Source organism: Nostoc sp. 'Lobaria pulmonaria (5183) cyanobiont', from assembly GCF_002949795.1.
In the GTDB taxonomy this organism is placed as follows: Bacteria; Cyanobacteriota; Cyanobacteriia; order Cyanobacteriales; family Nostocaceae; genus Nostoc.
Window position 1 is genome coordinate 3313524 of the sequence record NZ_CP026692.1, and the last position, 23847, is coordinate 3337370.

Consider the following 23847-nt stretch of genomic DNA (forward strand, 5'->3'; position numbering starts at 1 on the left):
CGATCTAAATGATAAGTCTTTAGTCGGACACGATATTAGATATAGCTGCTGTATAAAATATCTATCTTGAGACAGATTTTTTTGTAGATGTTTGGTTATCTGGTACACTTCGCATGGTGGATTGACTTAAGGATATTTACAGATGTTATGATTTGCATTGTTGTAATGTTATGATTTATGTTGTACTTTTCAGTTACCAAATAGTAAATTATTTGCTGTTTTAAGCTGAAAAGGCTTACTTTAGGACTAAGAAGGCAATTTAAGCAAACTTAGAAACCTTTAATATACACAAGCATTCCTTAAAAAAGTTAAACTTTTGTTACAAAAAGCTCAGATATATTTAAATTCTGAATTTTCAGGAGTTGCTGAGGTAAGTATGTTGATTACTGAGCAGTAAATTAACTTAGTAAAAGAGGTATTCTACTGGTATTTTGAATAGAATGCAGTGAGTCATCTTTGTTTTTAACCATTTTATGGTTTGAGACTAATGCAAAAAAACAGCGAAATGGAGATTAATCATTTCTGTAATATCAAATGTCAGCCTAGAGATAGACAATGATAAACAATATGAGTAGTTTACTAAGATATGAGTTTTGCAAAGTCTAACGATTGGCAAGTTGCTAGAGACAAATATAGTGGAGTTAATAAAAATTCAGGTAAACTTCCTAAAAGTCCACTGTTATTCTGAAGCAAACAGAATGTAGCGAGTTTAGTAATATAAGGTTTGAGACTAATGCTAATAAACAGCGAACTAACGATTAATCAGGGTTATAATCTCAAATTTAAGCTTGGAGAGCAACGGTACAATCAGTTGTCTAGGCTAGAGTTTTTGCGGAATCGTACAGTGGGAAAGCCACTATATTTAAATGTAGTGGAATAAATCTGAATTCAGATGAATTTCCCAAATTTAAAGTTAACAATCCACAGAAAAAGCAGGCAAGTATTATATTAATATATTGCTAGTGGTGCTAGTTGACTTTTTTGAGGTTATGCCAAATTAAAGGTTAACCCATCTACACAATTTACTCAAATGAATGGTGTTGTTTAAAAACATTACCAGTCAGTAATAAGCGTTAGCTTTTTATTGAAAGCTAATTTTGTCCTGTCTTTTATCTGAAAGGGTAAAGAGCATGGTTGCTTGATGGCATACATTAGGGTAAATCGCAATTATTACCGAAATCTCACAACTTTTTAATTGGAATCAGGTCAACACAGATGAATAAAGTTCAAGCATCATTTGAAGCTACAGAAGCTGCGTTTCACGTGCAAGGTTACGAAAAAATCGATTTTAGTCTTGTCTATGTGAACGGTGCATTTGATATTCAAAACAAAGAAATCGCAGATAGCTATGCAAAATTTGGTCGCTGTCTGACTGTAATTGATGCCAATGTCCATGAACTTTATGGCGATCAGATCAAGTCATATTTTAGACACTATGACATTGAACTGACGGTATTTCCAATTATTATTACAGAGCCAGCTAAAACCCTGGCAACTTTTGAAAAAATTATTGACGCTTTTTCGGACTTTGGCTTAGTTCGTAAGGAACCAGTCTTAGTCGTCGGCGGTGGTTTAATTACTGATGTGGCTGGGTTTGCTTGCGCTTCTTACCGTCGCAAGAGTAACTACATTCGCATTCCTACCACGTTGATTGGTTTAATTGATGCAGGTGTAGCAATTAAGGTTGCAGTTAATCATCGTAAGGAAAAAAATCGCTTGGGAGCATATCATGCACCTTTAAAAGTTATCCTGGATTTCTCGTTTTTGAAAACCTTGCCAACGGCTCAAGTTCGTAATGGAATGGCAGAGTTGGTGAAAATTGCGGTAGTTTCTAACTCTGAAGTCTTTGAACTGCTATACGAATATGGCGAAGAACTGCTTTCCACTCACTTTGGACACGTGAATGCGACACCGGAAATTAAAGAGATTGCTCATAAAGTCAACTACGAGGCAATAAAAACCATGTTGGAGTTAGAGACTCCTAACTTGCATGAATTAGACCTCGATCGCGTCATCGCCTACGGTCACACTTGGAGTCCTACCCTAGAATTAGCACCTCAAATACCCCTATATCACGGTCATGCGGTCAATATAGATATGGCTTTGTCTGCAACCATTGCAGCACAACGGGGTTATATTCCAACAGGAGAGCGCGATCGCATCCTAGACTTGATGAGTCGTATCGGTTTATCACTCGATCATCCTCTATTGGATGGGGATTTGCTCTGGTATGCTACCCAGTCTATAAGCTTGACACGAGATGGTAAACAACGCGCAGCCATGCCTCGTCCGATTGGTGAGTGCTTCTTTGTCAACGATCTGACTCGTGAAGAACTTGATGCGGCCCTAGCTGAACACAAACGTCTTTGCGCTAAATACCCTCGTGGCGGCAAAGGTGTTGACGCATACATTGAAAGTCAAGAAGCCAAGCTATTGGGGGTCTGAAGATATGACGAGTGTTGTAGGACGAGAAACAGCTAGACCGATAACGCCACATAGCATCTTAGTAGCCCAGCTACAGCAAACCCTCAAATTGGCAGAAGATAACAACGTTCCCGTAGAGATATTAGATTCTTTACGGCAGGGTGTTCAATTAGCGGCGGGTTTAGATCCCTACTTAGATGATTACACCACCCCCGAATCGAGCGCATTGACGGCATTAGCGCAAAAAACTAGCAGAGAAGACTGGAGCAAACGCTTCAGCGATGGCGAAACAGTGCGTCAACTAGAGCAGGAAATGCTCTCAGGACATCTGGAAGGACAGACATTGAAAATGTTTGTTCATATCACCAAGGCAAAGCGCATTCTAGAAGTAGGAATGTTCACAGGGTATTCAGCTTTAGCAATGGCAGAAGCATTACCAAGTGATGGGCAACTTATCGGTTGCGAAGTAGATCCTTATGTTGCTCAATTTGCTGTTCGTTGCTTTAGTGAGTCTCCCCACGGCAACAAAATCGTTGTAGAAGTAGCACCTGCCTTAGAGACACTCTACAAGCTGGCTGCGAGAAAAGAAGTATTCGATCTGATCTTCATTGATGCAGATAAAAAAGAGTATGTAGAGTACTTCCAAACGATTTTAGATAGTAACTTACTGACTCCCGACGGGTTAATTTGTGTGGATAACACTTTGTTGCAGGGACAAGTTTACCTACCACCCGAACAACGCACCGCCAACGGTGAAGCGATCGCTCAGTTCAATCGTTTTGTCGCTGCCGATCCTCGTGTCGAGCAAGTTCTGTTACCCATCCGAGATGGTATAACTCTAATTAGACGCGTGGTGTAATGAAGTTTGTAGAGACGTTGCAATGTAACGTCTCTACAATAAACACAAAGGAAAGACTTATGGGACAATCAATTTCTTTATCTCTGCCTCAATCCCCAACGTCATCAACGAGTGTTAGGGTAAAGATAATAGCTTTATTCAAGACTCTCGGTACTCTGACATTATTACTAATAGCCTTGCCGTTCAATGCTTTGATAGTATTGATATCTTTGCTGTGGGGGATTGTGCGTTGGACCTTGCCCCGCCGTAGGCGATCGCTGTTTACGAAAAATGTCGTAGCTGCTCATCCTCAAACGATCTTGGTGAGTGGAGCCAAGATGACTAAAGCATTGCAACTTGCCCGCTCCTTCCATGCAGCAGGGCACAGAGTTATTTTGATTGAAGGTCACAAATACTGGTTGTCTGGTCATAGATTTTCCAAAGCGGTGAGTCGTTTTTATACAGTTCTGGCTCCGCAATCAGACTTAGAAGGTTATATCCAGGCGCTAGTAGAAATCGTTAAAAAGGAAAAGGTTGACGTTTATGTACCTGTATCCAGTCCTGTATCTAGCTACTATGAATCTTTAGCAAAGGCTGCATTATCAGAATACTGCGAAGTTTTCCACTTTGATCCAGATATAACCAAGATGTTGGATGATAAATTTGCCCTTACCGATCGGGCGCGATCGCTTGGTTTATCTGTCCCCAAATCTTTTAAAATCACAGATCCTCAACAAGTTATCAATTTCGATTTTAGTCAAGAAACCCGCAAATATATTCTTAAAAGTATTGATTACGACTCCGTTCGCCGCTTAAATTTAACCAAACTTCCCTGCGACACCCCAGAAGAGACAGCAGCCTTTGTCAACAGTTTACCCATCAGTCCAGAAAAACCTTGGATTATGCAAGAGTTTATTCCTGGTAAAGAATTATGCACACATAGTACAGTGCGGGATGGGGAATTAAGATTACATTGCTGTTCAGACTCTTCTGCTTTTCAAATCAACTATGAAAACGTCGAAAATCCCCAAATCCGTGAATGGGTACAACACTTCGTCAAGAGTTTGGCACTGACTGGGCAAGTTTCTTTCGACTTTATCCAAGCCCAAGACGGTACAGTTTACGCCATTGAATGCAATCCCCGTACCCATTCGGCAATTACAATGTTCTACAATCACCCCGGTGTTGCAGACGCCTATCTTGGTAAAACTCCCCTAGCTGCACCTCTGGAACCCCTAGCAAGTAGCAAGCCCACTTACTTCATATATCACGAAATTTGGCGACTAACTGGTATCCGTTCCTGGAAACAATTGCAAACATCGGTTAATACTCTAGTGCGAGGCACTGATGCCATTTATAGTCTTGATGACCCCATACCATTTTTGACTTTGCATCATTGGCAGATTCCCTTACTTTTGCTGAAAAATCTGCAACAACTCAAAGGATGGGTAAAAATAGACTTTAACATTGGTAAACTGGTGGAATTAGGTGGCGATTAAAATAATTCGTAATTAAAAAAATTCAGTACATCATAGTCCCCTCTTCGCTTGCGGGGAGGGGTTGGGGGTGGGGTTCTTGTAGCTCACTCAAGCTGAGAACCGCTATATAAATTTTAACAATATATAAGGAAGATAAATCATGCCAGTACTTCGTATCCTTCATTTAGTTGGGTCTGCATACAATGATTTTTATTGTGATTTGTCACGCCTTTATGCCCAAGACTGTCTAGCAGCAACGGCAGATCGATCGCACTATGACTTTCAGATTGCATACATCACACCCGATCGCCAGTGGCGATTTCCTCCCTCCCTCAGCCCTGAAGATATTGCTGACACCAAACCGATGACTCTGTCTGATGCCATACAGTTTCTAACAGCACAAAACATTGACATCATGTTACCACAAATGTTTTGTATCCCTGGAATGACTGAATACCGCGCTTTATTCGACTTGCTGAAGATCCCTTACATAGGCAATACTCCAGATATCATGGCAATAACGGCGCACAAAGCCAGAACCAAAGCAATTGTCGAAGCAGCAGGGGTGAAAGTGCCTCGTGGAGAACTGCTTCGTCAAGGAGATACGCCGCCAATTACACCTCCAGCGATCGTCAAACCCGTAAGTTCCGATAACTCTTTAGGGATGGCCTTAGTCAAAGAGGCTACTGACTATGACGCTGCTCTGAAGAAAGCCTTTGAATATTCAGATGAGGTGATTGTAGAAGAATTCATCGAACTCGGTCGAGAAGTCAGATGCGGCATCATTGTCAAAGACGGTGAGCTAGTGGGTTTACCCCTTGAAGAGTATCTGCTAGACCCCCACGAAAAACCCATCCGCAGCCATGCTGATAAACTCCAACAAACAGACGATGGCAACTTGGGTTTCGCTGCTAAAGATAATAAGAAGTCTTGGATTGTAGACCCGAATGACCCGATGACCCCAAAAGTTCAGCAAGTGGCTAAGAAGTGTCATCAGGCTTTAGGCTGTCGCCACTACAGTTTATTTGACTTTCGGATCGACCCAGAGGGAGAACCTTGGTTCTTAGAAGCCGGCTTATATTGTTCTTTTTCCCCCAAAAGTGTGATTTCCTCTATGGCGAAAGCAGTGGGAATCCCTCTAAATGAGTTATTAATCATGGCTATTAATGAAACGTTAGGCAGTAATAAAAAAGCGTTGCAAAATTGATAGTGAATTTCTTGGTATAGGTTTTTCTGCTTGTAGTGTATAGGTGAGCGATCGCTGATTAAGAGTCGGTTAAGGCTGCGATCGCTTTGCCAACGCCCGCCATAGGATACCCAAAGGGCTGTAGGGCAACGCTTTTAAAAGGTTTTTAATTCCTAGTCATAGGTTGTTAAATTAATACGTAACCATTTCCTCAAAGAGGGATAAGTAACGATATGCTTGTAGCTCGATCGCAAATTCTTGTTCGGCTTTCTCACGAGCGCTCGCGCAAAGTTTTTGATGCCGCTCTTTGTTCTCTATTACCCAAATAATACCATTTGCTAAGTCATCACAACTAAAACATTGCGCTCGATATCCATTTTTTTGATGTTCAACTATATCTTTGAGTCCCGTTGAATCAAAAGAAACCACAGGTGTGCCGCAGGACAGGGATTCACAAGCAGTCAGTCCAAAAACTTCTTCAATTGATGGCACAATCATCACATCCGCAGATGAGTAGAGAAGCGCTAGTTTCTTCTCATCATCAATTTTGCCTAAGTAGTGTACCTTAAAACCTAAATCAACTGAATCTTCAGGTTGAGATGAGCCAAAAATAATCAGTTCAATTTTATCTTTCCAATCAGACTGGCTCAATTTTTGCAACGCTGATTGTAATAGATGAAATCCTTTTCTGGGATTGCTAGTTCCGTTGATTGCTCCGAATAAAATTAGTTGCTTATTTTGTGGTAGGTTCAGTAAGTTTCTGGCTATTTGACGCTCAGTTGGTTTATAAATGCTGAGATTTAACCCGTGAGGAATAACTCTGATGTCACTATTTGAAAATAGTGAACTGGATTTAGCACATTCAGCAAGCCAATTACTAGGACTGACAATAGTAAGCTTGAGATTTTGCCAGGCTTTAGTTTTACGCTGCCAAACCCAGCGAGATAAATCCCAACTATGGTTGCTACCGAGTTGAGGACAATTTCCACAAGATTTTGTATAGCGATCGCACCCTAGAGAATAGCAGCATCCACCTGTGAATGCCCACGTATCATGAAATGTCCAAACAATAGGCTTATTGAATTTTGCCAGTGCTTCAATTGGTATAAATCCGTCACATATCCAATGCAGGTTAATGATATCTGGTTCAAGTCCAGCAATTTGCGACGCAACTGTATTAGGGAGCCATTGCAGCCTGAAAAATGTAGGCTTTTGTTGCCTATTTATATAAAGTTTTAGTGGTAAATCATTTAAAATCGGACGCGCTTTCCATATTGTTTCGGCTACCTTATTGGGAGAACTGATTACAGTAGACTCAGCTATTCTTTTATCTTGAATTAGCATCTGAGAATCAATTTCTAATCTCAGTAGTTCCTGATGTAGCCGATAAGCAGCACGAGCAGCTCCTGCTCCTCCCTTGGGATCGTAAGTGTTAACCAATAGAGGCTTTATCATTGTTGGTTTAACTATTTATTCATTAACAAAAAGTTTGCTCTTGCAAGATTTTAGCGTAATAGTGTAATGTATTGAAGTAATTTTACACCACATTTCACAGTTATCTCAAAAGTAATCTCGTGGAATGCAACTTGATATCAATACATTTACAACTTGAACAAATGCACGAGCGCACCAGCCCATCAATAGGTTTTATTTTATTAACACATACAAAACCTTTACAAATTTACAGACTGATAAATAAGTTAAACACGATGTTCAACTATCCTGTAATTGTGTGTCATCATGATTTTTCAAAATGTGATTTATCTGTAGATACTCTGTCAAAAAATGTTTTACTAGTACGCCCTCACATCCAAACGGAGTGGGCAGGGTTTACTTTAGTAGAAGCAACAGTACAAGCACTTCGACTGATGTACGAAGTTTCAGATACACCGGATTGGTTTGTATTACTCAGTGGAGCAGACTATCCCATTAAAACTGCAAGGCATATATTGGATGATCTAGCTTCAAGTCCATATGATGCTTATATTGAGTATGAGCAAATCACATATGAAACTTATAAACGTGATTTAATACCTAACATGTTATGGCTGAAAAATTCCTATCAACGATACTGTACGAAGACATTTTATTTTCATTACTCAAAGAAATACTTTGCTCAACTGAATATGGAAATACACTTAGAACATCCCTTATTAACAAAAGCTTTTCTTCCTTTTTCAAAGAAACTTGCTTGTTTCAGTGGAAGTCAATGGTTTTGTGCCAATCGCAAAGCTGCTAAGTACATTATCGATTTCCACGAACAGAGAAATGTGTTAACTTTGTACTACAGTAAGCTTAAATATACAGATGAGGCGTATTTTCAAACTATACTTGCTAATACACCTCACCTTAGACTAAAAAATGACTGTCGGCGATATATTGATTGGTCAACTGGAGGTCCTCACCCAAAAATATTGCTAATGGAAGATTTGCCTAATCTGCTGGCATCATCTGCTCATTTTGGTCGAAAATTTGACATTGATATAGATAACAATATTCTTGATGAACTTGACAAGATTACATCCTAGTAGTCACCTAACATTTTGATAAACCCAGCTAAATAAATCCCAGTTATGATTGCTACTGAGTTGAGGACAATCTCCATAAGATTTTGTATAGCGATCGCATCCTTAACAATAGCAGCAACCACTTCTAAATTCTGGACTAGCGATGCAGTTCAACTCTCGGAAATATATCGCAGTCTATTGGCTCCCCAGATTTTTTGGCTTTGAGAGACTCAAATTCTGGTATATCAATTTCCTCAAGAGGTCTGAAAGGCCAAGCATTGGGGCGGCGCTCGTAAGTAACATCATCGCCAGTCCAATTAATCACCACTGCGCGTCGTCGTGTGGAGGATGTGTTTCTTACTGAATGATGAATTGTCATAAAATGATGAACCAAGCAATCTCCAGGCTCCATATCCCAAGATATAATTTCGTGAGGCTCTGGCTCTACAAACCACGAGGGGTCAGATGCTTCACGTAACTCCTTGCCCCATAGATGAGAGGCTTTGATGTACTCTAATTTACCATTTTCTTGGTTGACACTATCTAAAGCTAACCAAATTTTACAACACTGCCAGCCTTGTATAGGCCAGTAAGATTTGTCGTTATGCCAGCCGACACCCGTCTCTCCTTTCGGCTTTTTAACAAAGAAACCGTCACCCAAAAAGTTAAGTTTTTTCGATTTCAAGACTTGAGCAGTGAGCGTCGCTAGGGGAGATTCAAAAGCCAAAGCACGGAAATCAGCATCCGTGAGCCATAAGCTACTGGTATGTTCCACATGACCTTCTGCTCTAGGGATGCCCTTAACTTCTAAAGGCCCAGGAATTAATACATTCTTGTCAACGGCTCTTCGCATCCGTTCTACCCAGATGTCATCCAACACATTTTTGACGCAGATAACACCGTCTCGCTCGAAAGCTTCAACTTGTTGGGTGGTGATTTTTGATGTGTCTACCTTAAGCATCGTAACTTTTTCAAATTTTGAAATTTAACTAATTTGGGTCAGATAAGCTAATCGGCATTCAAATTGCATATTGAAACCGAAATTATGACCAGACGGTCAACCAAATGTATATCATATTGCGACTTTATCCAAGATTAAGAACTTGGTTTTCTCGATTGGGCAAAAAATTTTCGATTTCACTGAGAATTCCGTGAAATCAAAGAGTAAAACTACTGTTCCACAAATGTTTCAACTTCAGCTTGACCATTGCCCAAAAATTGATAAAGTTGAGTTTATGTAACAACAGATTTCTAGAAACTGCTTTACTGACATCAACTTTGTTATTATGTCACAAATCTTTTTCACTATAGAGTAAATATGTATGTTAGCAGGTCTTCCTATAGGTGTAGAAATCTCCCGTTTGAGTGCAATATTCTTTGTCACATCTTTAACAAACAAATTTCACTCTAACTACCCAAATCTTTTTTAACAATAAGTGGCACAAGCGATGCTAATCGTAATACACCAGATACAATAAATACTTCCGCTATGCCAAAAGACCCAGCAAATTGAGCGATGAAACCACCGATAGTTGCTCCTAAAGCACCACTTGCCCCAGCAATAGCTGCTGCTGTTGCAAAATAGATAGACTGATTTTTTACTGGTGCAATCTCTATCTGGAGATTGTTGTTACACAAGTCAACTCCTCCCCAATTAGCTCCAATAAAAATGTGTAACAGTGGCAACCATAGCCAGAGATCGAGAGGACTAGAACCCATCTTCAGCCACAGCCAGGGTATGACTGCAATTAGAATTCCATTAGAAATAAGAATCGGACGATTGCCTATTTTATCTGCTAATCTACCCCACACGATGAGCATTAGCATGTGTGCTCCTGCTCGCAGACTGTTGTAGAAAGTTACCCAACTCACATCCAAGTTCAGCGTATCTAGCAAGTAGAGGTTAAAAAACGGGGCACTCAGATTAACAGCAAACGTCCATGAGCCGAAATAAAGTAGAAACACCAAAAAATTAGAGTTTTTCCAAATGCTGCTATCTATCTGGTTTTGAGGAGTTGGCATTTGCGGTAGAGAGATTGGTTCAGATATCTCAACAGGTTCATTTGGTGCCGAGTCTAACTGAATCTCATTGGTTTGAGATGAGTTAGCATGATAAGTATTTTGTAATTGAGGATTTATATCTACCTGGAAATACTGACACCCCAAGCTGACAATTCCAAAGATAATGCCTAAGAGCAAAATCACCCCGTAACCTTGGATAGGTCCCCCGTACCAATGTGATACAGCTAGACCGGCTATTGGCAAACCGACCAACTCGGTTAAGTTGGCAAGGCTATTGCGTAGCCCGAAATATCTACCTCGTAATTGCCGTGGGACTAACATTGCTATCCAACTCAACCAAGATGCGGCTCCTAGTCCTCCTAAAAAATTGCTGCATACGAGAATCAAAAGCGACAATATCACTAATTGGTTGGAATTCAGCCCTCCCCAACTAAAGCTAAAAATGCCAATTACTAAAATCAGCCATAGTAGCCGACCAATTCCATGAGTGCTAAGGGAATACTGAAAGCGGCTAGTGCTGCGTTCAGACAAATAAGCACCCATCGGCTGAAAGAGATTCACTAACATGGGGATAGAACTCACCATCCCAAATACCACTGGACTGGCATCCAACCCCACTAAGAAATTACCTAGCAAAATTCCGCCAGTACCAATAGAGAAAACTGCTGCGAAAACACCATCGGCAGTAGAAGCCCTCAAACTGCTGCGAATAGCATCTTTAGAAATACGAGGGCTGAGTGTTGAGGTTGGAGAGAGTGTTGTTGATGGTGAGGCAATCTGAGCAATTTCTATAGAAAGAGGCGCACCTGTTTCAATTTGAGAAGAATCCATAAATCTAGTATTTAAGAAAATAATTAGGATTTACGCATCATACATATGTACTATACTAACTTTGGGCTTTTAAGTTGTGTCTAACACCCAAAAGAATAAATATAAGATTAAATAAGAGTTGCAGTCAGCACCTGAAATGTATACATCGACTAATGTATATTATGGGAACTTTGTAAAGTTCCTAAGTCCTAATATTATCCCTTTCAATGTCACAAAAAACAGAAACAAGGAGAATTGTCCATCAGACACGCGGTCAAGGTCACGGGCCGATTATCCGGCTCATGAGTCCTTCCGATTTAGGACATTTGCTGAAACCTTTTGTCTTTTTGGATCTGATTGATGCCGATGCAAGGATGGCGGAATCTATGCCAATCCATCCGCATTCAGGTATTGCGACCGTAACTCTTATTATTGAAGGTGACGCTCACTTCGACGATCCTGAATCGGGTAGGGGTACTATATCTTATGGTGGTGTGGAATGGATGCGTGCTGGTGGTGGTGTCTGGCACGGGAAAGAAATGACGTCCGGTACATCAAAGCGTGTGCGTGGATATCAACTTTGGATCGCCCTTCCACCTGAACTCGAAAATGGGCAAGTTGATAGTCAATATCTCGAAGCTGATAAAATTCCAGGCGTAGGTCCAGCCCGTATCATTCTTGGTAGTTATGCTGGGGTAAAAAGCCCTGTACGCTCTCCTGAAGGCATAAATTATCTGTTGGTCACGCTTGCCCCAGGTAAATGCTGGGAATACCAGCCGCCCATAGGTCAGGATGTGGCTTGGCTAAGTGTCAGTCGCGGAGCGGTGGCGACACCAGATATCGCTAGTGAGGGTGAGTTGGTGACTTTTTCCTCTGATAATGGCGTTATCACTATGCAGGCTGATAAAAAAGACGGAGCGGTTTTCATAATGGGGTCGGCAGTTCGCCATCCGTATGACCTAAAACTGGGATACTATTCCGTACACACTTCTGCCGAGGCCTTGCGAACGGGTGAGGCGCGTATTTCTGAAATTGAAACGCGTCTGCGCGAGGCAGGAGATCGTCAAGCAACTTCTGGTGCAACGCCAGTTTTTCAATGAATGTGAACCTATCCCACTAATAAAATTTTGTTAATCCAAATGTGAATTGTGGCTAGAAAAAGAAAAGCATTGTTAAATCAGCAGTAGCTTGGAGTTGGCGCGAGGTGATTAAATTGAGAGCAGTTTTTAATACTTGTTTAGTCAGACGATAGCGATCGCTACCTTCTAATACCAGTGCCTCAATGGCGACAGAAGCGGCTTTGAGTTCTTGAGTACTTGGAGCCGAGCGATCGCTATTAATTAAAGTTCGGGCAATTTCTACTCGCGTTCGTGTATGTAAATTAGAAGTTTGCGTTATATTTTCCAAAGCTGCTACAGCACCGTTGCGATTTCCAGTGGTCAAATGCTTTCTATACAGAATTCTGATAGTTGATGACCGCGAAGACAATTGCGATTTATTAAGGCAGTTATTTAATACTATTGGTTTTGAAACTCTGACAGCAGCTAACGGCCAAGAAGCGATCGCATTAACAGGCTACGGGAAAACGATAAGCTGGAAAAGGCTGCCCGTGCTGTATTGAAGCATTTGGGGCACTGGAAGAGAAATTGTTGAGTGTTTTGGAGTCTGAACAATGGGAAAGAGATAACACCCTTAAAAATTTTGGCAATTTGGCATCCAATGTCTTTGGGTTGCAGTTTCAATGGAGATATCAACACAACGGGACAGTGAAGAAGTTGTACGAGGGATGTGGCAAAACTTTCCGCTTCTGGTGTCCCGTGCTATGCCAGTTGTCAAATGAGCGCTGTAGAAAAGCTCTACATAATTGATACAGCGCTCAACAGAGTTCAGTTCCCGCTCTACAACTGGCTAGAAATGAACAAAACCAAATAAAACCTCAGAAGATGAAAAATGTAGATAGCTGGCATTTCTCTAGGAGCGATCCGATCGCTAGCCTTTTTACGCTGGTACAGACTGTTAATTACCAGAAGCCCTTAATTTTTATATTTTTTTGATAAATTTATACTAGTATATTTCCGAAAAAATTATAGTATTAATTAAGACTAACTAATTACTAGTTTGTAATAGTCTATTTATGAGCAATTTTTATCAACATGAAAAACCAGATGCAACTCATAGCAGCGAGAATCAGCAATACGCCACCTTAGTAGAACAACTTGATTTAATGATTCGAGCACGGTATCCCTTACTGTATGTGATTTCCGTTGAAGAAGAACCTGTGGAAGAAGTATTGCAGCAAGTTGCATTGCGTTCTGTGCCAAAACGACAAGTTTTATTTTGGGATATTGTCCGGGGTTGGAGTGACAATGGTGCAGATAAAGGTTCGGTGATGGCGGCATTAGGGCGAATTGGCAAAGCTGATGCTCAAACACCTGCAATGTTTGTACTGCGGGATTTGCATCCATTTGTGAAAAATCCGACTACGGAGAAGAATGCCCCAATTGTGCGGGAGTTGCGAAACTTGACGCGGGAGTTAAAGCGATCGCGTAAAATTATCGTTACCACCAGCCATACTTTAGAACTTCCCGACGAGTTACTGCAAGAAGTGACTGTAGTGGATTTTCCCTTACCTAGCGTTGGCGAAATAGATAATTTAATCCAACAGTTGGTAGTACCAGATAAATTAAATGTTTCTGGTTTATCGCGGGAACAGTTAGTTAAAGCCTGTCAAGGTTTAAGTCGCACCCGGATTTCGAGAGTATTGGCAAAAGCTTTAGCTGCTAAACAGCAGGTAAATGAGTCTGACATTGACGGCGTATTGGAAGAAAAAAAGCAAGCAATCCGCCAAACTGGAATTCTAGAATTTTTCACACCGCAAGAATCACTCAAACGAGTTGGTGGATTAGATCAACTCAAACAGTGGGTACTAATGCGGCAAGATGCTTTTACCGAAGAAGCCAGACGCTACGGCATTCCTAACCCCAAAGGGATGTTACTTGTGGGCATTCAGGGAACAGGTAAATCCCTTTCAGCCAAGACAATTGCCCATGAATGGCGCTTACCTTTATTAAGATTAGATTCTGGGCGTTTATTTGGTGGGATTGTCGGCGAAAGCGAAAGCCGCGTCCGTCAAATGATTCAGCTAACCGAAGCAATGGCACCGTGCGTTTTGTGGATTGATGAAATTGATAAAGCCTTTGGCAATATTACCAGTAGCATTGATGGGGATTCGGGGACATCGCGCCGGGTGTTTGGCAGTTTGATTACCTGGATGCAGGAGAAAACCGCGAGTGTGTTTATTGTTGCCACGGCAAATAATGTCAAAATATTACCAGCCGAGTTGTTGCGAAAAGGAAGATTTGATGAAATTTTCTTTTTGAATCTACCTACAGAAGCCGAACGCCAAGAGATTTTTAAAGTGCATTTGCAAAGGTTACGCCCGAATCGGCTGCGAGAATTTAACTTAGCTTTGTTAGCCAAACAAAGTCTCAATTTTAGCGGTGCGGAAATTGAGCAGGTAATCGTTGATGCCATGCACCAAGCATTTTCCACAAGAATTGAGGGACAGCGCCGAGACTTTAATACAGAGGATATTTTACAGGCTGTAGCGCAGACAGTGCCCTTAGCTGCGATCGCACATGAACAAATTGAAGCATTAAAGCAATGGGCAGCACAAGCCGGTGCAAGAACCGCCTCCAATGATGTGCTGTTGGTAGAAGAATTAAAACAATACTCAACCGAACAAGGAATAGGCCCTTTAGAAGTCGATTAAAATAGGAATAGTTCGCGCAAAGGTTTTAAGAAAAACTCTCTGTGTCCTCTGTGATTCGTCATTTAATCCAAAATCCCAAATCTAAAATCCAAAATTGTTATTATGTCTCATTTCACAACTATCAAAGTCCAAATCAAACACGGTGAAATTCTGCATCAAGTGTTGCAAGAATTAAACTATCAAGTTGAATGCAACACAAATGTACGCGGATATCGAGGCGATATGACTCAAGCCGAGTATGTAATTCGCCAGAAGAATGGTTATGATTTAGGTTTTCGCCGCAGTGGTGAAAATTACGAAATAGTTGCAGACTTTTGGGGAGCAAAAATTAATCAACAGCAGTTTGTTAACTCCATCAGCCAAAAATATGCTCCTAAAACCTTGATGGCAACGGTGCAAGAACAAGGCTTTAATGTGGAGGACGAAGAAGTATTAGAAGATGGAACTGTGCGGGTAGTTGTAGGGCGTTGGGTGTAGAACGATCAAAGAATTGGGTGGCAATTGCATCACTTTTTGATTGCCACTCATTTTTGTTCAATTTATCTTTCAGACTTACTTTATCCAACTCCCCAGACTTTAATCTCGTGCAGGCTGCTACTGACAATTATTTGTTTATTTAGGTCAAAAGCTAGTCCATGAATATAGTATGAATGCCCTTCTATACTGCGTTGAAGTTCGCCAGTTTGCAAATTCCACACTTTTAATGTTCCTGTTCTACTGCCAGAGACAAGAGTGCATCCATCTGAACTGATAGCTAGACAACGAATATTTTGTGGATGCTCATTGAGGGTAAGTTTAAGGCGTCCTGTCTGCAAATCACGCAATTTAATTTTATCATAATTACTACTAATAACAGTTCCTTTTTCAAAACTGATAGCTAGATAATTAACTCCTTGTGGTTCTTCTAAGGTACGCAAAAGTTCACCTGTTTCCCAATTCCACATTTTTATGGTGTTATCACCACCACTAACAAGAGTTTTCCCATCCGGGCTAATAACAACTGTAACCGACCCTGAATGACCTTCGAGAACGCGTTGAAGTTGATTTGTCCGCCAATTCCATACTTTAATCAATCCTCCACCGCAACCAACAATAATTGTCTCCCCATCTGAACAGATAGCTATAGAATTAATGCCCAATGAATACTCTTTTATCGGAGAACTTATAATCTCTCCTGTCTGCCAATCCCAAGCTTTAATTCGAGCATCTTTCCAACTCCCACCTATGATTGTTTGTCCATCTAAAGTGAAATAAAAAAAATTGACTTCATCTGAATGTCCTTGTAGACTTCGTGTTTGGATCGTTCCTGTCTGCCAATCCCAAATTTGAATCACTCCATAACCGCCAACAAAAATTCTTTGCCCATCGGGACTAATGGGAAGAGAAATAACTGTTCCATATCTTTCAAGAGTACTAAGACACTTTATTAGTTGCCAGTGATTAAAACCTTGTAAAGCCTGCTTGACTTCTGGCTCTGTCCTTTGTCGCAGTAGCAGATAAGCCGCTATTTTTATTGTTTCCGATTCATCCATTAAACCTTGAATCACTAAGTCTAAACCTGCTTCACCATAATTTATCGCCTCTTTTAATGCTGCAACTTGCACTTCCACAAATGGATTCGCCAAGCGGCTTTTTACTCCTTCTATTCCCCCTCAAATAACACTACCAATAGGGGCAGAATTTTGAGTGCCTAAAACAACATCATATTTTCTAGGTTGATTGGGATTTTCTGGCATAATTCTCTTCCTCGACTCTAATACCAGTATTCCCAATTAAGGAAATGCGATCGCACTTATTTGGAATCGCACCTATCCTTTATTCTATGGAACTCGCCATACTTGAATTAATTTCCTAATGTAAGTGACAATAGTCTGTCCATCTGGGCTAATAGCAACACTTTTTCCATAAGAAGAAAGTTTAGCAAGCCGTTCTTGTGTCTGCAAGTTCCAGATATCAACATCACCACCACAATTAACAAATATTTTTCCATCAGAATTGAAAGTGAAAAAGTTTAATTGGCCACTATTAGGAAATAAAGTATGAACTTCTTTACCAGTTCTCAAATCCCATATTCTAATGCGTGTTGGCAAATGATTATCGCCAGTTATTAAGGTTTGTCCATTGGGACTAATTGCTAATGAGACAACGCCATAAGGGTGCCTATTTATAGACTCATGCCCTACTAAGGTGTAAATCTCACTTCCCGTTATTAAATTCCATAGTTTAATAGTCTCATCTAAACTAGCGCTTGCTAAAATTTTTGCATCTATATTGATCGCAAGGGAAGTTATATTTTTTGAGTGTCCTTTGATAGTGTAAATATTTTGTTTTGTTTCTAAATCCCAGACGATAATATTACCAGCTTCATTACCGCTAGCTAATATTTTGCCATCAGAACTGAGAGCAATAGCTGTAAGAGTATTACGCTTTCGAGTTCCCGACTCCCACAATGGTTGTCCGCTAATAACATGACTTAATTGCTCAGTATTGAAATTCCAGATTTCAGTTCTAATAGTACTGTCATACTGAGAACCACCTATTGCTAAAGTTTGAGCATCGGAACTGAAAGTTAAATGTTTTGGATAGTCTTTTACTCTCGTACCAAATATTTTACTGATGGTGCGAAGACTTTTTCCTGTCTTTAAATCCCACTTTTTAAAGTCTATATAAGTCCCACCAACAATACTGCCATCTCTTTGAGGTTCTTCAAAAGAACTACCGCCAGCATCGCAACAGACTAGGGTTTTGCCGTCGGGATGAATAGCGATCGCAGCATCATTCCTATTAAGCTCAATTGTGTAAACACACTCAAAAAAACGATAGGGATTAAATTCTAAGATTGCCTGTTTTACTTTTAATTCTGAGATATCCCGCAATAATTTATATGCTGCTAGCTGTACCCGTTGTGATCGGTCTTTTAAAGCCTGAATTACTAAATCCCAGCCTTCCTGTCTATGGTTAATGAGTTGCAAAACCGCTAAAAGGCGGTAATTTTCATCACTGCTAGCGAAACGTTGTTTTGCGCCTTCCAATCCGCCTAAAACTACACCATCGACTGGCGGAGGATTTTTTCCGCCAAGCACAGCATCATATTCTGTTGGTTGATTGGTATTATCTGGCATCGCTTTTTACCTGTGGCTAATACCAGTGTTCCCAAATTTAGGTTATTTTGCAGTTTGCTAATTTCTCTGCGATCGCAGACAGAGTTCTGCAACCCGTCCAAAAGTCGCCTAACCCCCAACCAATAAATGCACCGCCACGGGGTAAGTTTCCTACAGGCGCACTCAAATTGAATTTCAAGTCATTCCAATAGCACCAAGTACCTTGAGAAAACCATCCCACACCTTTACCAAAGCGACACCATGCTTCCCAGTCGGGATTCGATGTACCGCCAACGATTTGCCAGATATGGGTTTGGACAACAAAGCCAAAGCGTCCGTTGCTATATTTTTGCCAGAGAGTTTCAATGGTGCTTAAGTCTTCACAAGGAAATTTTTCGATGTCTGATGGATCTAAAAATCCTTGTGCTTTGCGATCGCATACCCGCAGCATTATATTAGCAGTGTCTTGGTCTGCATCTTCCCACTTTTCGGAAGCGAGGAAATTTTGCAAACGACTGTAGTTTAAATCAACCGCAGAGATTAATGGTATTTCCCTGTCTAGATGGGACTGTACTTTTGCTAATGCTTGTTGTCCCAGCAGTGACGATACTGTAAATTGCAACTTTTCAGATTCAGTATTTACAATCTCAAACACCAACTTAGTACCGGCTTCGCCATACTTTAGGGCTTCTGCAACGGCGACAATTTGTTGTTCTGGAGATGTGGCGTCGGTCAACCGTCGTTTAACACCTTCCAGACCTCCTAAAACCACACCATGTTTTGGGGGTGGTACTTGTCCGCCAAGCACAGCATCATATTCTCTTGGTTGATTGTAATTTTCTGACATTGCCGTTTTTATTTAGAAAAGGCTTGCAATTTATCAATACACCCCTGCTTCACTCCCAATCACTTGAGTTAGGCGATCGCAATTTTCACTAAAATATTCTGAGCATATGGGTTAATTTCCCCATTCAAAATAATTTTTACTCAATTTTCTGTACTCCCCATATATTAATAGTACCCCCCTTGCCACTAACAAGAATCTGCCCATTTTGGCTGATAGCTAGTACATTACTATGATAAGAAAATGAGTGTTTTCTTAACGAGCGAATTAGTTCTCCTGTATTCAAATTCCAGATTTGGATGCTTTGGTCTTTACTACCAACAAATAGCGCTTCTCCATCAGGGCTAATGGTAAGGCAATTTATTTGTCCTGGAAAAGTACGAATTTCTTTTCCTGTTTGTAGAGCGCGTACTTCAATAGTTTTACGATTATAATCACCACTAATTAAATATTTTCCATTAGGACTAATCTTTACATATTCTACAGGTAACTCTGTTAATGCATAAATTTCTTCTGCTGTTTCTAAATTCCATACTTGCAATACTGGATAAAGCCGCTCAGTACAACTAACTAATTTTTTCTTATCTAAACTGATAGCTAGGCTGAAAACTCCATTTCTAGAATAATCTGAGTATGCCTTCTGTTGTAAAGTATAAATCTCTTCTTTTGTTTCTAAATTCCATATTTTAATATTACCATCTAGATCTCCACTAGCTAAAATTTTCCCATCATAGCTAATATCTAAAGAAAAAATTCTGTTGGAATGACCAACGAGAGTACTTATTTCTTGCCTATCTTTTACATCCCAAATTTTGATAGTTTTATCGCTACCAGCACTCAACAAAATACTGCCATCCTGGTTAGTAACTACACAATGAACTGGAGATGAATGTCCATAGAGACTAGAAATTTTCTCCCCTGTTTTAGAATCCCATAACTTAATAGTTGCATCAAGACCTCCGCAACTGTAAATAGTTAATCCATCAGGACTGAGAGCTAGAGAACTAATTGAACCTAAATGTCCTACTACTGAGAATGTGTCGATGACCTGTCCTGTATGTAAATCCCATGTGTTCACCATATGATCGCTGATAGTAATAAAATTTTGCCCATTCTCAGTTATTAATAAAGAGAAATCTGTTTCACAATTTTCTTGATATGTACCTAGTTGGTGACCTGTATTTAAGTTCCAATTAACAATAACTTTATCTGTACTGTAACTGAGAATTGTTTGCCAATCGTCACTAATAGCAGCAGAAACGATGCGGCGTTTATGACCTATGAAACTATTAAGTAATTTTCCTGTTTCTAAATACCATATTTTTATCGTTTTATCTCCACAGCTAACAATAGTTTTATTATCGGGACTAATAGCAAGAAAACAAACACTTTGTACATGACCTTCAAGCGTCTTAATTTCTTTTACTGTATTCAAATCCCATACTCGGATGCGGTTATCAAAACTACCTCCTGCCAATATTTTTCCATTTGAACTAAGAGCTATACAACTAAGCTTTCCACAATAAACTTTTAGATTTAGGATTAGCTGTTTTGTCTTTAAATCCCATATATCAATACTTTTGTTTTTGACACCAACAACAGTCTGCCAGTCTGAACTAACGATTATAGAAGTAGGATGTCGTGAATCTTTTGGTTTAAGAGTTTGAATAAGTTGACCTGTTTTTAAATTCCAAAGTTGCATTTGACCATATTCATAAAAAGCACTCAAAAGAGTTTCTCCATCAGGGCTAATACTCACATATCTAGGTCCAGGACTTGACAAGGAAAAAATTTGTTTTCCTGTTTTTAAATTCCAAACTTTAATACTATCTGCACCAGTTACTAAAATTTGGCTATCTGGGCTAACTACACTGCAACATACTGAAGATGAATGTCCGATTGTGGTGCGTAAGTATTCAAAAAATTGCCAGGGTTTGTATTGAAGTAGTAGCTCTTTGACATTTTCTTCCTCTCTTGATAACAAAAGAGAGTATGCTTTATTCTGAACCTGTTCTGATTCATCTTTTAAAGCATGAATCAACAAATTTAAACCAGATTCTCCATAATTAAATAATTCATAAAGTGCAGCAATGCGCTCTTCTAAAATATTACTTGATAAACGGTGTTTAGCTCCTTCTAAACCTCCCAATACGACACCACCTAATGGCGGGGGCTGATGCCCACCAACTATAACATCATATTCTTTTGGTTTATTCTCAGTCATTGTATGTTTACCGCTTTAGTATTAGGAGTATTCAATTTTTTGATTAAAGTTCTTTTTTAACGAACCGCTAAGACACAAATAACGCTAAGCTAAGATTATTTGAGTTTAGCGATCGCACCCCTATTTACTAACATTTTCCCCGTTAGTAAATCCTTCACCGTCACTACTAATACCTGTTGTTCATTCACTTCAAATTGTGCCTGTATTCGGTCTACTCCTGTTTCTCCAGGTGGTTCAATATGGGCGACACATACTTGTTGATGATCAGTTTCCAAAGAGCGATAACTATCTTGTTTTACTAACTGGCTGCTCGTCATCCTTCCTTGAGGATCGTAAGAAACTTCCGCTTGAGAAACTTCTGCTACTTCCCCAATATCAAGGCGAATTTCTCGCTGTCCCTCTGTGGCGACTTGCAGAGTTAAAGCTTCAGAACGCGCCCCTGGATACTTTGCCCCTTTTTCAATCAAAGTTAAATAAGAATAACTTTTACTGTGGGGTTCCCAAAGACGAATAGCATAACTGTGGCGCAGGTAATCATCAATTGCTGCCATTTCACTTAAAGCTAATGCGCCATGTGCGACGGCTTAAAATGGTTTATCTAACTTTACTTTTTGTTTGCCAAAATAGGAAATTACTAGTTGTTGGATAGCGGGAATTTGACAAGTACCGCCGACTAATAAAACCTGTTCAATGGCAGATTTAGCTATGCCTTTGGAAAGTGCGATCGCTAATACTTCATCTATCGCCTGTCTTAGCTGTTCTAATAATTGTTGATTTTCTAAAATTTCGCCTAACTCGTTCCGATGCAATTGCAATTCATGGGACATAAAATTTTCGTCATCAAACCAAGCTTCTTTGGCCTCATCTGTTATCGAAAGTTGGATTTTCACCCTTTCTGCTACTTCCAGCAGATTCATAAAGCCGATTTCTCCAACTTCAGCACGGGAGGAACCGATTTTTTGCAGGTAATGTTCGACAATCCATGTATCAATATCTACGCCGCCAATAAAAGCATCGGATTTGGCGATAACTTCGGCACGCACTATTTGCTGTTCAGATTCAGCGCTGACAGTTCGTACTAAACTTAAATCTAGAGTACCACCGCCAAAATCAACCACCAAAACCACAGCACCAGGATGCTTGACAGCATAACCAAGGGCTGCTGCGGTAGATTCATCGACAATTTGCACTGCGGGAATATTTAACTTGTCGCCTAAGTTGCGGAACCAGTCAAGATATCGCTCAAATGCACCGACGGGAACTGTGAAAATAACGCTACTGGGTTGTAATTGCTGTTCAACCTGTTGCCAAATTTCCTTGAGAAACAGTTCTGAAACCACCTCAGCGCTGTAACTATTACCATCCAACTGTCGGGGAGGTGGGACAAAATCTGCTGCCAAATCGCGTTTGAAAGCTCTAAAACAGCGTTCCGGCTGGGCAAACCCCAAGCGTTTGGCGCGTACAGATTCACCAAACAAAATGCTATTTTGCCCTTCCACAAACACCAAACTCGGCACGACGCTAACTTGTTTTGCCCCAACCTCAAACCGCCGCGACATCGAATCAAATCGCAACGTCCGTGGTTTTCGCGTAATCAAATCTGTAGTACAAACAACAGTATTACTCGTACCAAAATCAATTATTACTGTAGTCATTAGTTATTTGTCATTTGTCATTGGTCATCTGTTATTCCTCCCCCTGCGCCCCTGCTTCCTCACCTCCCCCCTCCCGGCAAACTACGGCTAACCTTGGCAGGGCAAAGAATTCTTCCTTGATGCTGATAACCAACAAAGCGAATGTAAACTAATTCACCTTCAGTAATATCGGCATTGTCTGGTTGATGAAATTGGGAATTGTAAGGCACTTGTTCCCAAGGTTTGCCTATCTGTTCGTAACCCCATTTACTAATGAGATTATCTAGAGAAGTAAACATCGAAAGCAGATTTTTCACGGGCAATTCTGGTTTAACACTCACCATCTGGTGAATGCTGGGATAGTTTGCCAACAATGTCTGCAATTGCTCAAATGTGGAAGTGCGAAATTCTTCTGTCAGTTCCAGACGTTGCTGTTGCAACTCTTCATGGAGTCGCAAGCCTTCTTGATGCAGTGCAGCTTTTTCAGAAATAAGTTGCTGTATTTTTTGCTCTAATTCTAAGTATTTTTGATGAGATGCTTGGAGTTCATCTTCTAGTAATTTAATTTGAGATTGCGCCAGCCCTAACTTGTCAGTTCGCTTGTTTGGTTGAGAAGCGATCGCTGCGTTAATTGCTGGAATAATCAAAAGTAACGCCAAAAATCCAATTGCGATCGCTAAAATACTTTCCAGGGAAAACATTCCGCTTCTCTGGATGTCTGATATGATGTCTGCGAGCATCTATATCTCTCCTATTTTTGTTTGAGAGACTGTTGTTCTGTTCCTGTCACGTTTTCTTGCCCCTCGTAATATTCAGGAAGCAGTTCTTGAGTTTCTACATCTCCTAAAGCATCTTCAATTCCAGATGTTGTGTTGATACAACTTGCACCAGAAGCACCAATCACTGTTTCGGTAATTTTCCCATCTTTACCAATACGATACTCAACTTTTTGATACTCTGCCATAAATAAAAACTCTAGATTTTCAAGGTTTTCAAGCAATACGCAG

Annotated in this window: 22 protein-coding genes; 9 read left to right on the plus strand and 13 right to left on the minus strand. The window is 40.3% G+C overall.

Annotated elements, in window-relative coordinates; all coding sequences use genetic code 11:
- Positions 1 to 1215 precede the first annotated feature (1215 nt).
- The 4 genes from NLP_RS14425 to NLP_RS14440 all read left to right on the plus strand — a co-directional run bounded on the left by NLP_RS14425 (position 1216) and on the right by NLP_RS14440 (position 5947).
- The gene (locus NLP_RS14425; RefSeq protein WP_104906987.1) at positions 1216 to 2445 is read left to right on the plus strand and encodes a sedoheptulose 7-phosphate cyclase; all 1230 of its coding nucleotides are present in this window, start codon (positions 1216 to 1218) and stop codon (positions 2443 to 2445) included.
- Positions 2446 to 2449: 4 nt separating this feature from the next.
- Positions 2450 to 3283: an O-methyltransferase gene (locus tag NLP_RS14430; protein ID WP_104906988.1), complete on the plus strand. Its 834-nt coding sequence runs from the start codon at positions 2450 to 2452 to the stop codon at positions 3281 to 3283.
- 59 nt (positions 3284 to 3342) lie between these two features.
- Complete coding sequence (locus tag NLP_RS14435; protein ID WP_104906989.1) at positions 3343 to 4761, plus strand: ATP-grasp domain-containing protein; 1419 nt, start codon at positions 3343 to 3345, stop codon at positions 4759 to 4761.
- Positions 4762 to 4900: 139 nt separating this feature from the next.
- Positions 4901 to 5947, plus strand: coding sequence for a D-alanine--D-alanine ligase family protein (locus NLP_RS14440; protein ID WP_104906990.1), 1047 nt, complete (start codon positions 4901 to 4903; stop codon positions 5945 to 5947).
- Between the two features lie 171 nt (positions 5948 to 6118).
- On the opposite strand, the gene NLP_RS14445 is transcribed toward NLP_RS14440, so the two are convergent.
- Positions 6119 to 7381, minus strand: a complete 1263-nt coding sequence (locus tag NLP_RS14445; RefSeq protein ID WP_325034743.1) for a glycosyltransferase family 4 protein — start codon at positions 7379 to 7381, stop codon at positions 6119 to 6121.
- A gap of 161 nt (positions 7382 to 7542) precedes the next feature.
- Between NLP_RS14445 and NLP_RS14450 the strand changes: the two genes are divergently transcribed.
- Positions 7543 to 8454 carry a beta-1,6-N-acetylglucosaminyltransferase gene (locus NLP_RS14450; protein WP_104906991.1) on the plus strand — a complete coding sequence of 304 codons (912 nt, stop codon included), beginning with the start codon at positions 7543 to 7545 and terminating at the stop codon, positions 8452 to 8454.
- On the opposite strand, the gene NLP_RS35545 is transcribed toward NLP_RS14450, so the two are convergent.
- From NLP_RS35545 to NLP_RS14460, 3 genes are all read right to left on the minus strand, one after another.
- Positions 8451 to 8576 (minus strand): hypothetical protein, encoded by a 126-nt coding sequence (locus tag NLP_RS35545; protein WP_267894921.1) that lies wholly within the window; start codon positions 8574 to 8576, stop codon positions 8451 to 8453. The genes NLP_RS14450 and NLP_RS35545 overlap by 4 nt on opposite strands.
- A 14-nt stretch (positions 8577 to 8590) precedes the next feature.
- A complete protein-coding gene (locus NLP_RS14455) occupies positions 8591 to 9394 on the minus strand; it encodes a phytanoyl-CoA dioxygenase family protein (protein ID WP_104906992.1) in 804 nt (267 codons plus the stop codon).
- Positions 9395 to 9840: 446 nt separating this feature from the next.
- Positions 9841 to 11286, minus strand: coding sequence for an MFS transporter (locus NLP_RS14460; protein WP_104906993.1), 1446 nt, complete (start codon positions 11284 to 11286; stop codon positions 9841 to 9843).
- Positions 11287 to 11567: 281 nt separating this feature from the next.
- On the opposite strand from NLP_RS14460, the gene NLP_RS14465 reads away from it, so the two are divergent.
- Positions 11568 to 12365, plus strand: coding sequence for a pirin family protein (locus NLP_RS14465; protein ID WP_104909882.1), 798 nt, complete (start codon positions 11568 to 11570; stop codon positions 12363 to 12365).
- A gap of 52 nt (positions 12366 to 12417) precedes the next feature.
- Here the strand turns inward: NLP_RS14465 and NLP_RS14470 are convergent, their stop codons facing one another.
- Entirely contained in the window at positions 12418 to 12708 is a 291-nt protein-coding gene (locus NLP_RS14470) for a tetratricopeptide repeat protein (RefSeq protein ID WP_234017324.1), read from the minus strand.
- Here NLP_RS14470 and NLP_RS34920 point away from each other — a divergent pair.
- The 3 genes from NLP_RS34920 (at position 12701) to NLP_RS14480 (ending at position 15514) form a co-directional block, all read left to right on the plus strand.
- Entirely contained in the window at positions 12701 to 12886 is a 186-nt protein-coding gene (locus NLP_RS34920; protein ID WP_234017325.1) for a hypothetical protein, read from the plus strand. The genes NLP_RS14470 and NLP_RS34920 overlap by 8 nt on opposite strands.
- Before the next feature lie 603 nt (positions 12887 to 13489).
- Complete coding sequence (locus NLP_RS14475; RefSeq protein WP_442946666.1) at positions 13490 to 15037, plus strand: AAA family ATPase; 1548 nt, start codon at positions 13490 to 13492, stop codon at positions 15035 to 15037.
- Positions 15038 to 15139: 102 nt separating this feature from the next.
- The gene (locus NLP_RS14480) at positions 15140 to 15514 is read left to right on the plus strand and encodes a DUF1257 domain-containing protein (protein WP_104906996.1); all 375 of its coding nucleotides are present in this window, start codon (positions 15140 to 15142) and stop codon (positions 15512 to 15514) included.
- 80 nt (positions 15515 to 15594) lie between these two features.
- Here the strand turns inward: NLP_RS14480 and NLP_RS14485 are convergent, their stop codons facing one another.
- The 8 genes from NLP_RS14485 to NLP_RS14515 form a co-directional block, all read right to left on the minus strand.
- Positions 15595 to 16662 (minus strand): WD40 repeat domain-containing protein, encoded by a 1068-nt coding sequence (locus NLP_RS14485; protein ID WP_158680380.1) that lies wholly within the window; start codon positions 16660 to 16662, stop codon positions 15595 to 15597.
- Between the two features lie 195 nt (positions 16663 to 16857).
- Entirely contained in the window at positions 16858 to 18159 is a 1302-nt protein-coding gene (locus NLP_RS14490; protein ID WP_104906998.1) for a WD40 repeat domain-containing protein, read from the minus strand.
- 37 nt (positions 18160 to 18196) lie between these two features.
- The gene (locus tag NLP_RS14495; protein ID WP_104906999.1) at positions 18197 to 18985 is read right to left on the minus strand and encodes a GUN4 domain-containing protein; all 789 of its coding nucleotides are present in this window, start codon (positions 18983 to 18985) and stop codon (positions 18197 to 18199) included.
- A 136-nt stretch (positions 18986 to 19121) separates the two neighbouring features.
- Entirely contained in the window at positions 19122 to 21206 is a 2085-nt protein-coding gene (locus NLP_RS14500) for a WD40 repeat domain-containing protein (RefSeq protein WP_104907000.1), read from the minus strand.
- Between the two features lie 95 nt (positions 21207 to 21301).
- Positions 21302 to 21757 carry a hypothetical protein gene (locus tag NLP_RS34925; protein ID WP_234017326.1) on the minus strand — a complete coding sequence of 152 codons (456 nt, stop codon included), beginning with the start codon at positions 21755 to 21757 and terminating at the stop codon, positions 21302 to 21304.
- A gap of 33 nt (positions 21758 to 21790) precedes the next feature.
- On the minus strand, positions 21791 to 22861 hold the full coding sequence (locus NLP_RS14505) for an Hsp70 family protein (protein WP_234017327.1): 1071 nt from the start codon (positions 22859 to 22861) through the stop codon (positions 21791 to 21793).
- A 59-nt stretch (positions 22862 to 22920) separates the two neighbouring features.
- On the minus strand, positions 22921 to 23580 hold the full coding sequence (locus NLP_RS14510; protein ID WP_199784826.1) for a hypothetical protein: 660 nt from the start codon (positions 23578 to 23580) through the stop codon (positions 22921 to 22923).
- A gap of 11 nt (positions 23581 to 23591) precedes the next feature.
- Positions 23592 to 23804: a DUF2997 domain-containing protein gene (locus NLP_RS14515; RefSeq protein WP_104907001.1), complete on the minus strand. Its 213-nt coding sequence runs from the start codon at positions 23802 to 23804 to the stop codon at positions 23592 to 23594.
- Between the last annotated feature and the right edge of the window lie 43 nt (positions 23805 to 23847).

Excerpts from the sequence above, each read along its gene's own strand:
- NLP_RS14425 (WP_104906987.1), top strand. The coding sequence starts at position 1,216 with ATGAATAAAGTTCAAGCATCATTTGAAGCTACAGAAGCTGCGTTTCAC.
- NLP_RS14430 (WP_104906988.1), top strand. The coding sequence starts at position 2,450 with ATGACGAGTGTTGTAGGACGAGAAACAGCTAGACCGATAACGCCACAT.
- NLP_RS14435 (WP_104906989.1), top strand. The coding sequence starts at position 3,343 with ATGGGACAATCAATTTCTTTATCTCTGCCTCAATCCCCAACGTCATCA.
- NLP_RS14440 (WP_104906990.1), top strand. The coding sequence starts at position 4,901 with ATGCCAGTACTTCGTATCCTTCATTTAGTTGGGTCTGCATACAATGAT.
- NLP_RS14445 (WP_325034743.1), bottom strand. The coding sequence starts at position 7,381 with ATGATAAAGCCTCTATTGGTTAACACTTACGATCCCAAGGGAGGAGCA.
- NLP_RS14450 (WP_104906991.1), top strand. The coding sequence starts at position 7,543 with ATGCACGAGCGCACCAGCCCATCAATAGGTTTTATTTTATTAACACAT.
- NLP_RS14455 (WP_104906992.1), bottom strand. The coding sequence starts at position 9,394 with ATGCTTAAGGTAGACACATCAAAAATCACCACCCAACAAGTTGAAGCT.
- NLP_RS14460 (WP_104906993.1), bottom strand. The coding sequence starts at position 11,286 with ATGGATTCTTCTCAAATTGAAACAGGTGCGCCTCTTTCTATAGAAATT.
- NLP_RS14465 (WP_104909882.1), top strand. The coding sequence starts at position 11,568 with ATGAGTCCTTCCGATTTAGGACATTTGCTGAAACCTTTTGTCTTTTTG.
- NLP_RS14475 (WP_442946666.1), top strand. The coding sequence starts at position 13,490 with ATGATTCGAGCACGGTATCCCTTACTGTATGTGATTTCCGTTGAAGAA.
- NLP_RS14480 (WP_104906996.1), top strand. The coding sequence starts at position 15,140 with ATGTCTCATTTCACAACTATCAAAGTCCAAATCAAACACGGTGAAATT.
- NLP_RS14490 (WP_104906998.1), bottom strand. The coding sequence starts at position 18,159 with ATGCCAGATAATACCAATCAACCAACAGAATATGATGCTGTGCTTGGC.
- NLP_RS14495 (WP_104906999.1), bottom strand. The coding sequence starts at position 18,985 with ATGTCAGAAAATTACAATCAACCAAGAGAATATGATGCTGTGCTTGGC.
- NLP_RS14500 (WP_104907000.1), bottom strand. The coding sequence starts at position 21,206 with ATGACTGAGAATAAACCAAAAGAATATGATGTTATAGTTGGTGGGCAT.
- NLP_RS34925 (WP_234017326.1), bottom strand. The coding sequence starts at position 21,757 with ATGGCAGCAATTGATGATTACCTGCGCCACAGTTATGCTATTCGTCTT.
- NLP_RS14505 (WP_234017327.1), bottom strand. The coding sequence starts at position 22,861 with ATGACTACAGTAATAATTGATTTTGGTACGAGTAATACTGTTGTTTGT.
- NLP_RS14510 (WP_199784826.1), bottom strand. The coding sequence starts at position 23,580 with ATGCTCGCAGACATCATATCAGACATCCAGAGAAGCGGAATGTTTTCC.
- NLP_RS14515 (WP_104907001.1), bottom strand. The coding sequence starts at position 23,804 with ATGGCAGAGTATCAAAAAGTTGAGTATCGTATTGGTAAAGATGGGAAA.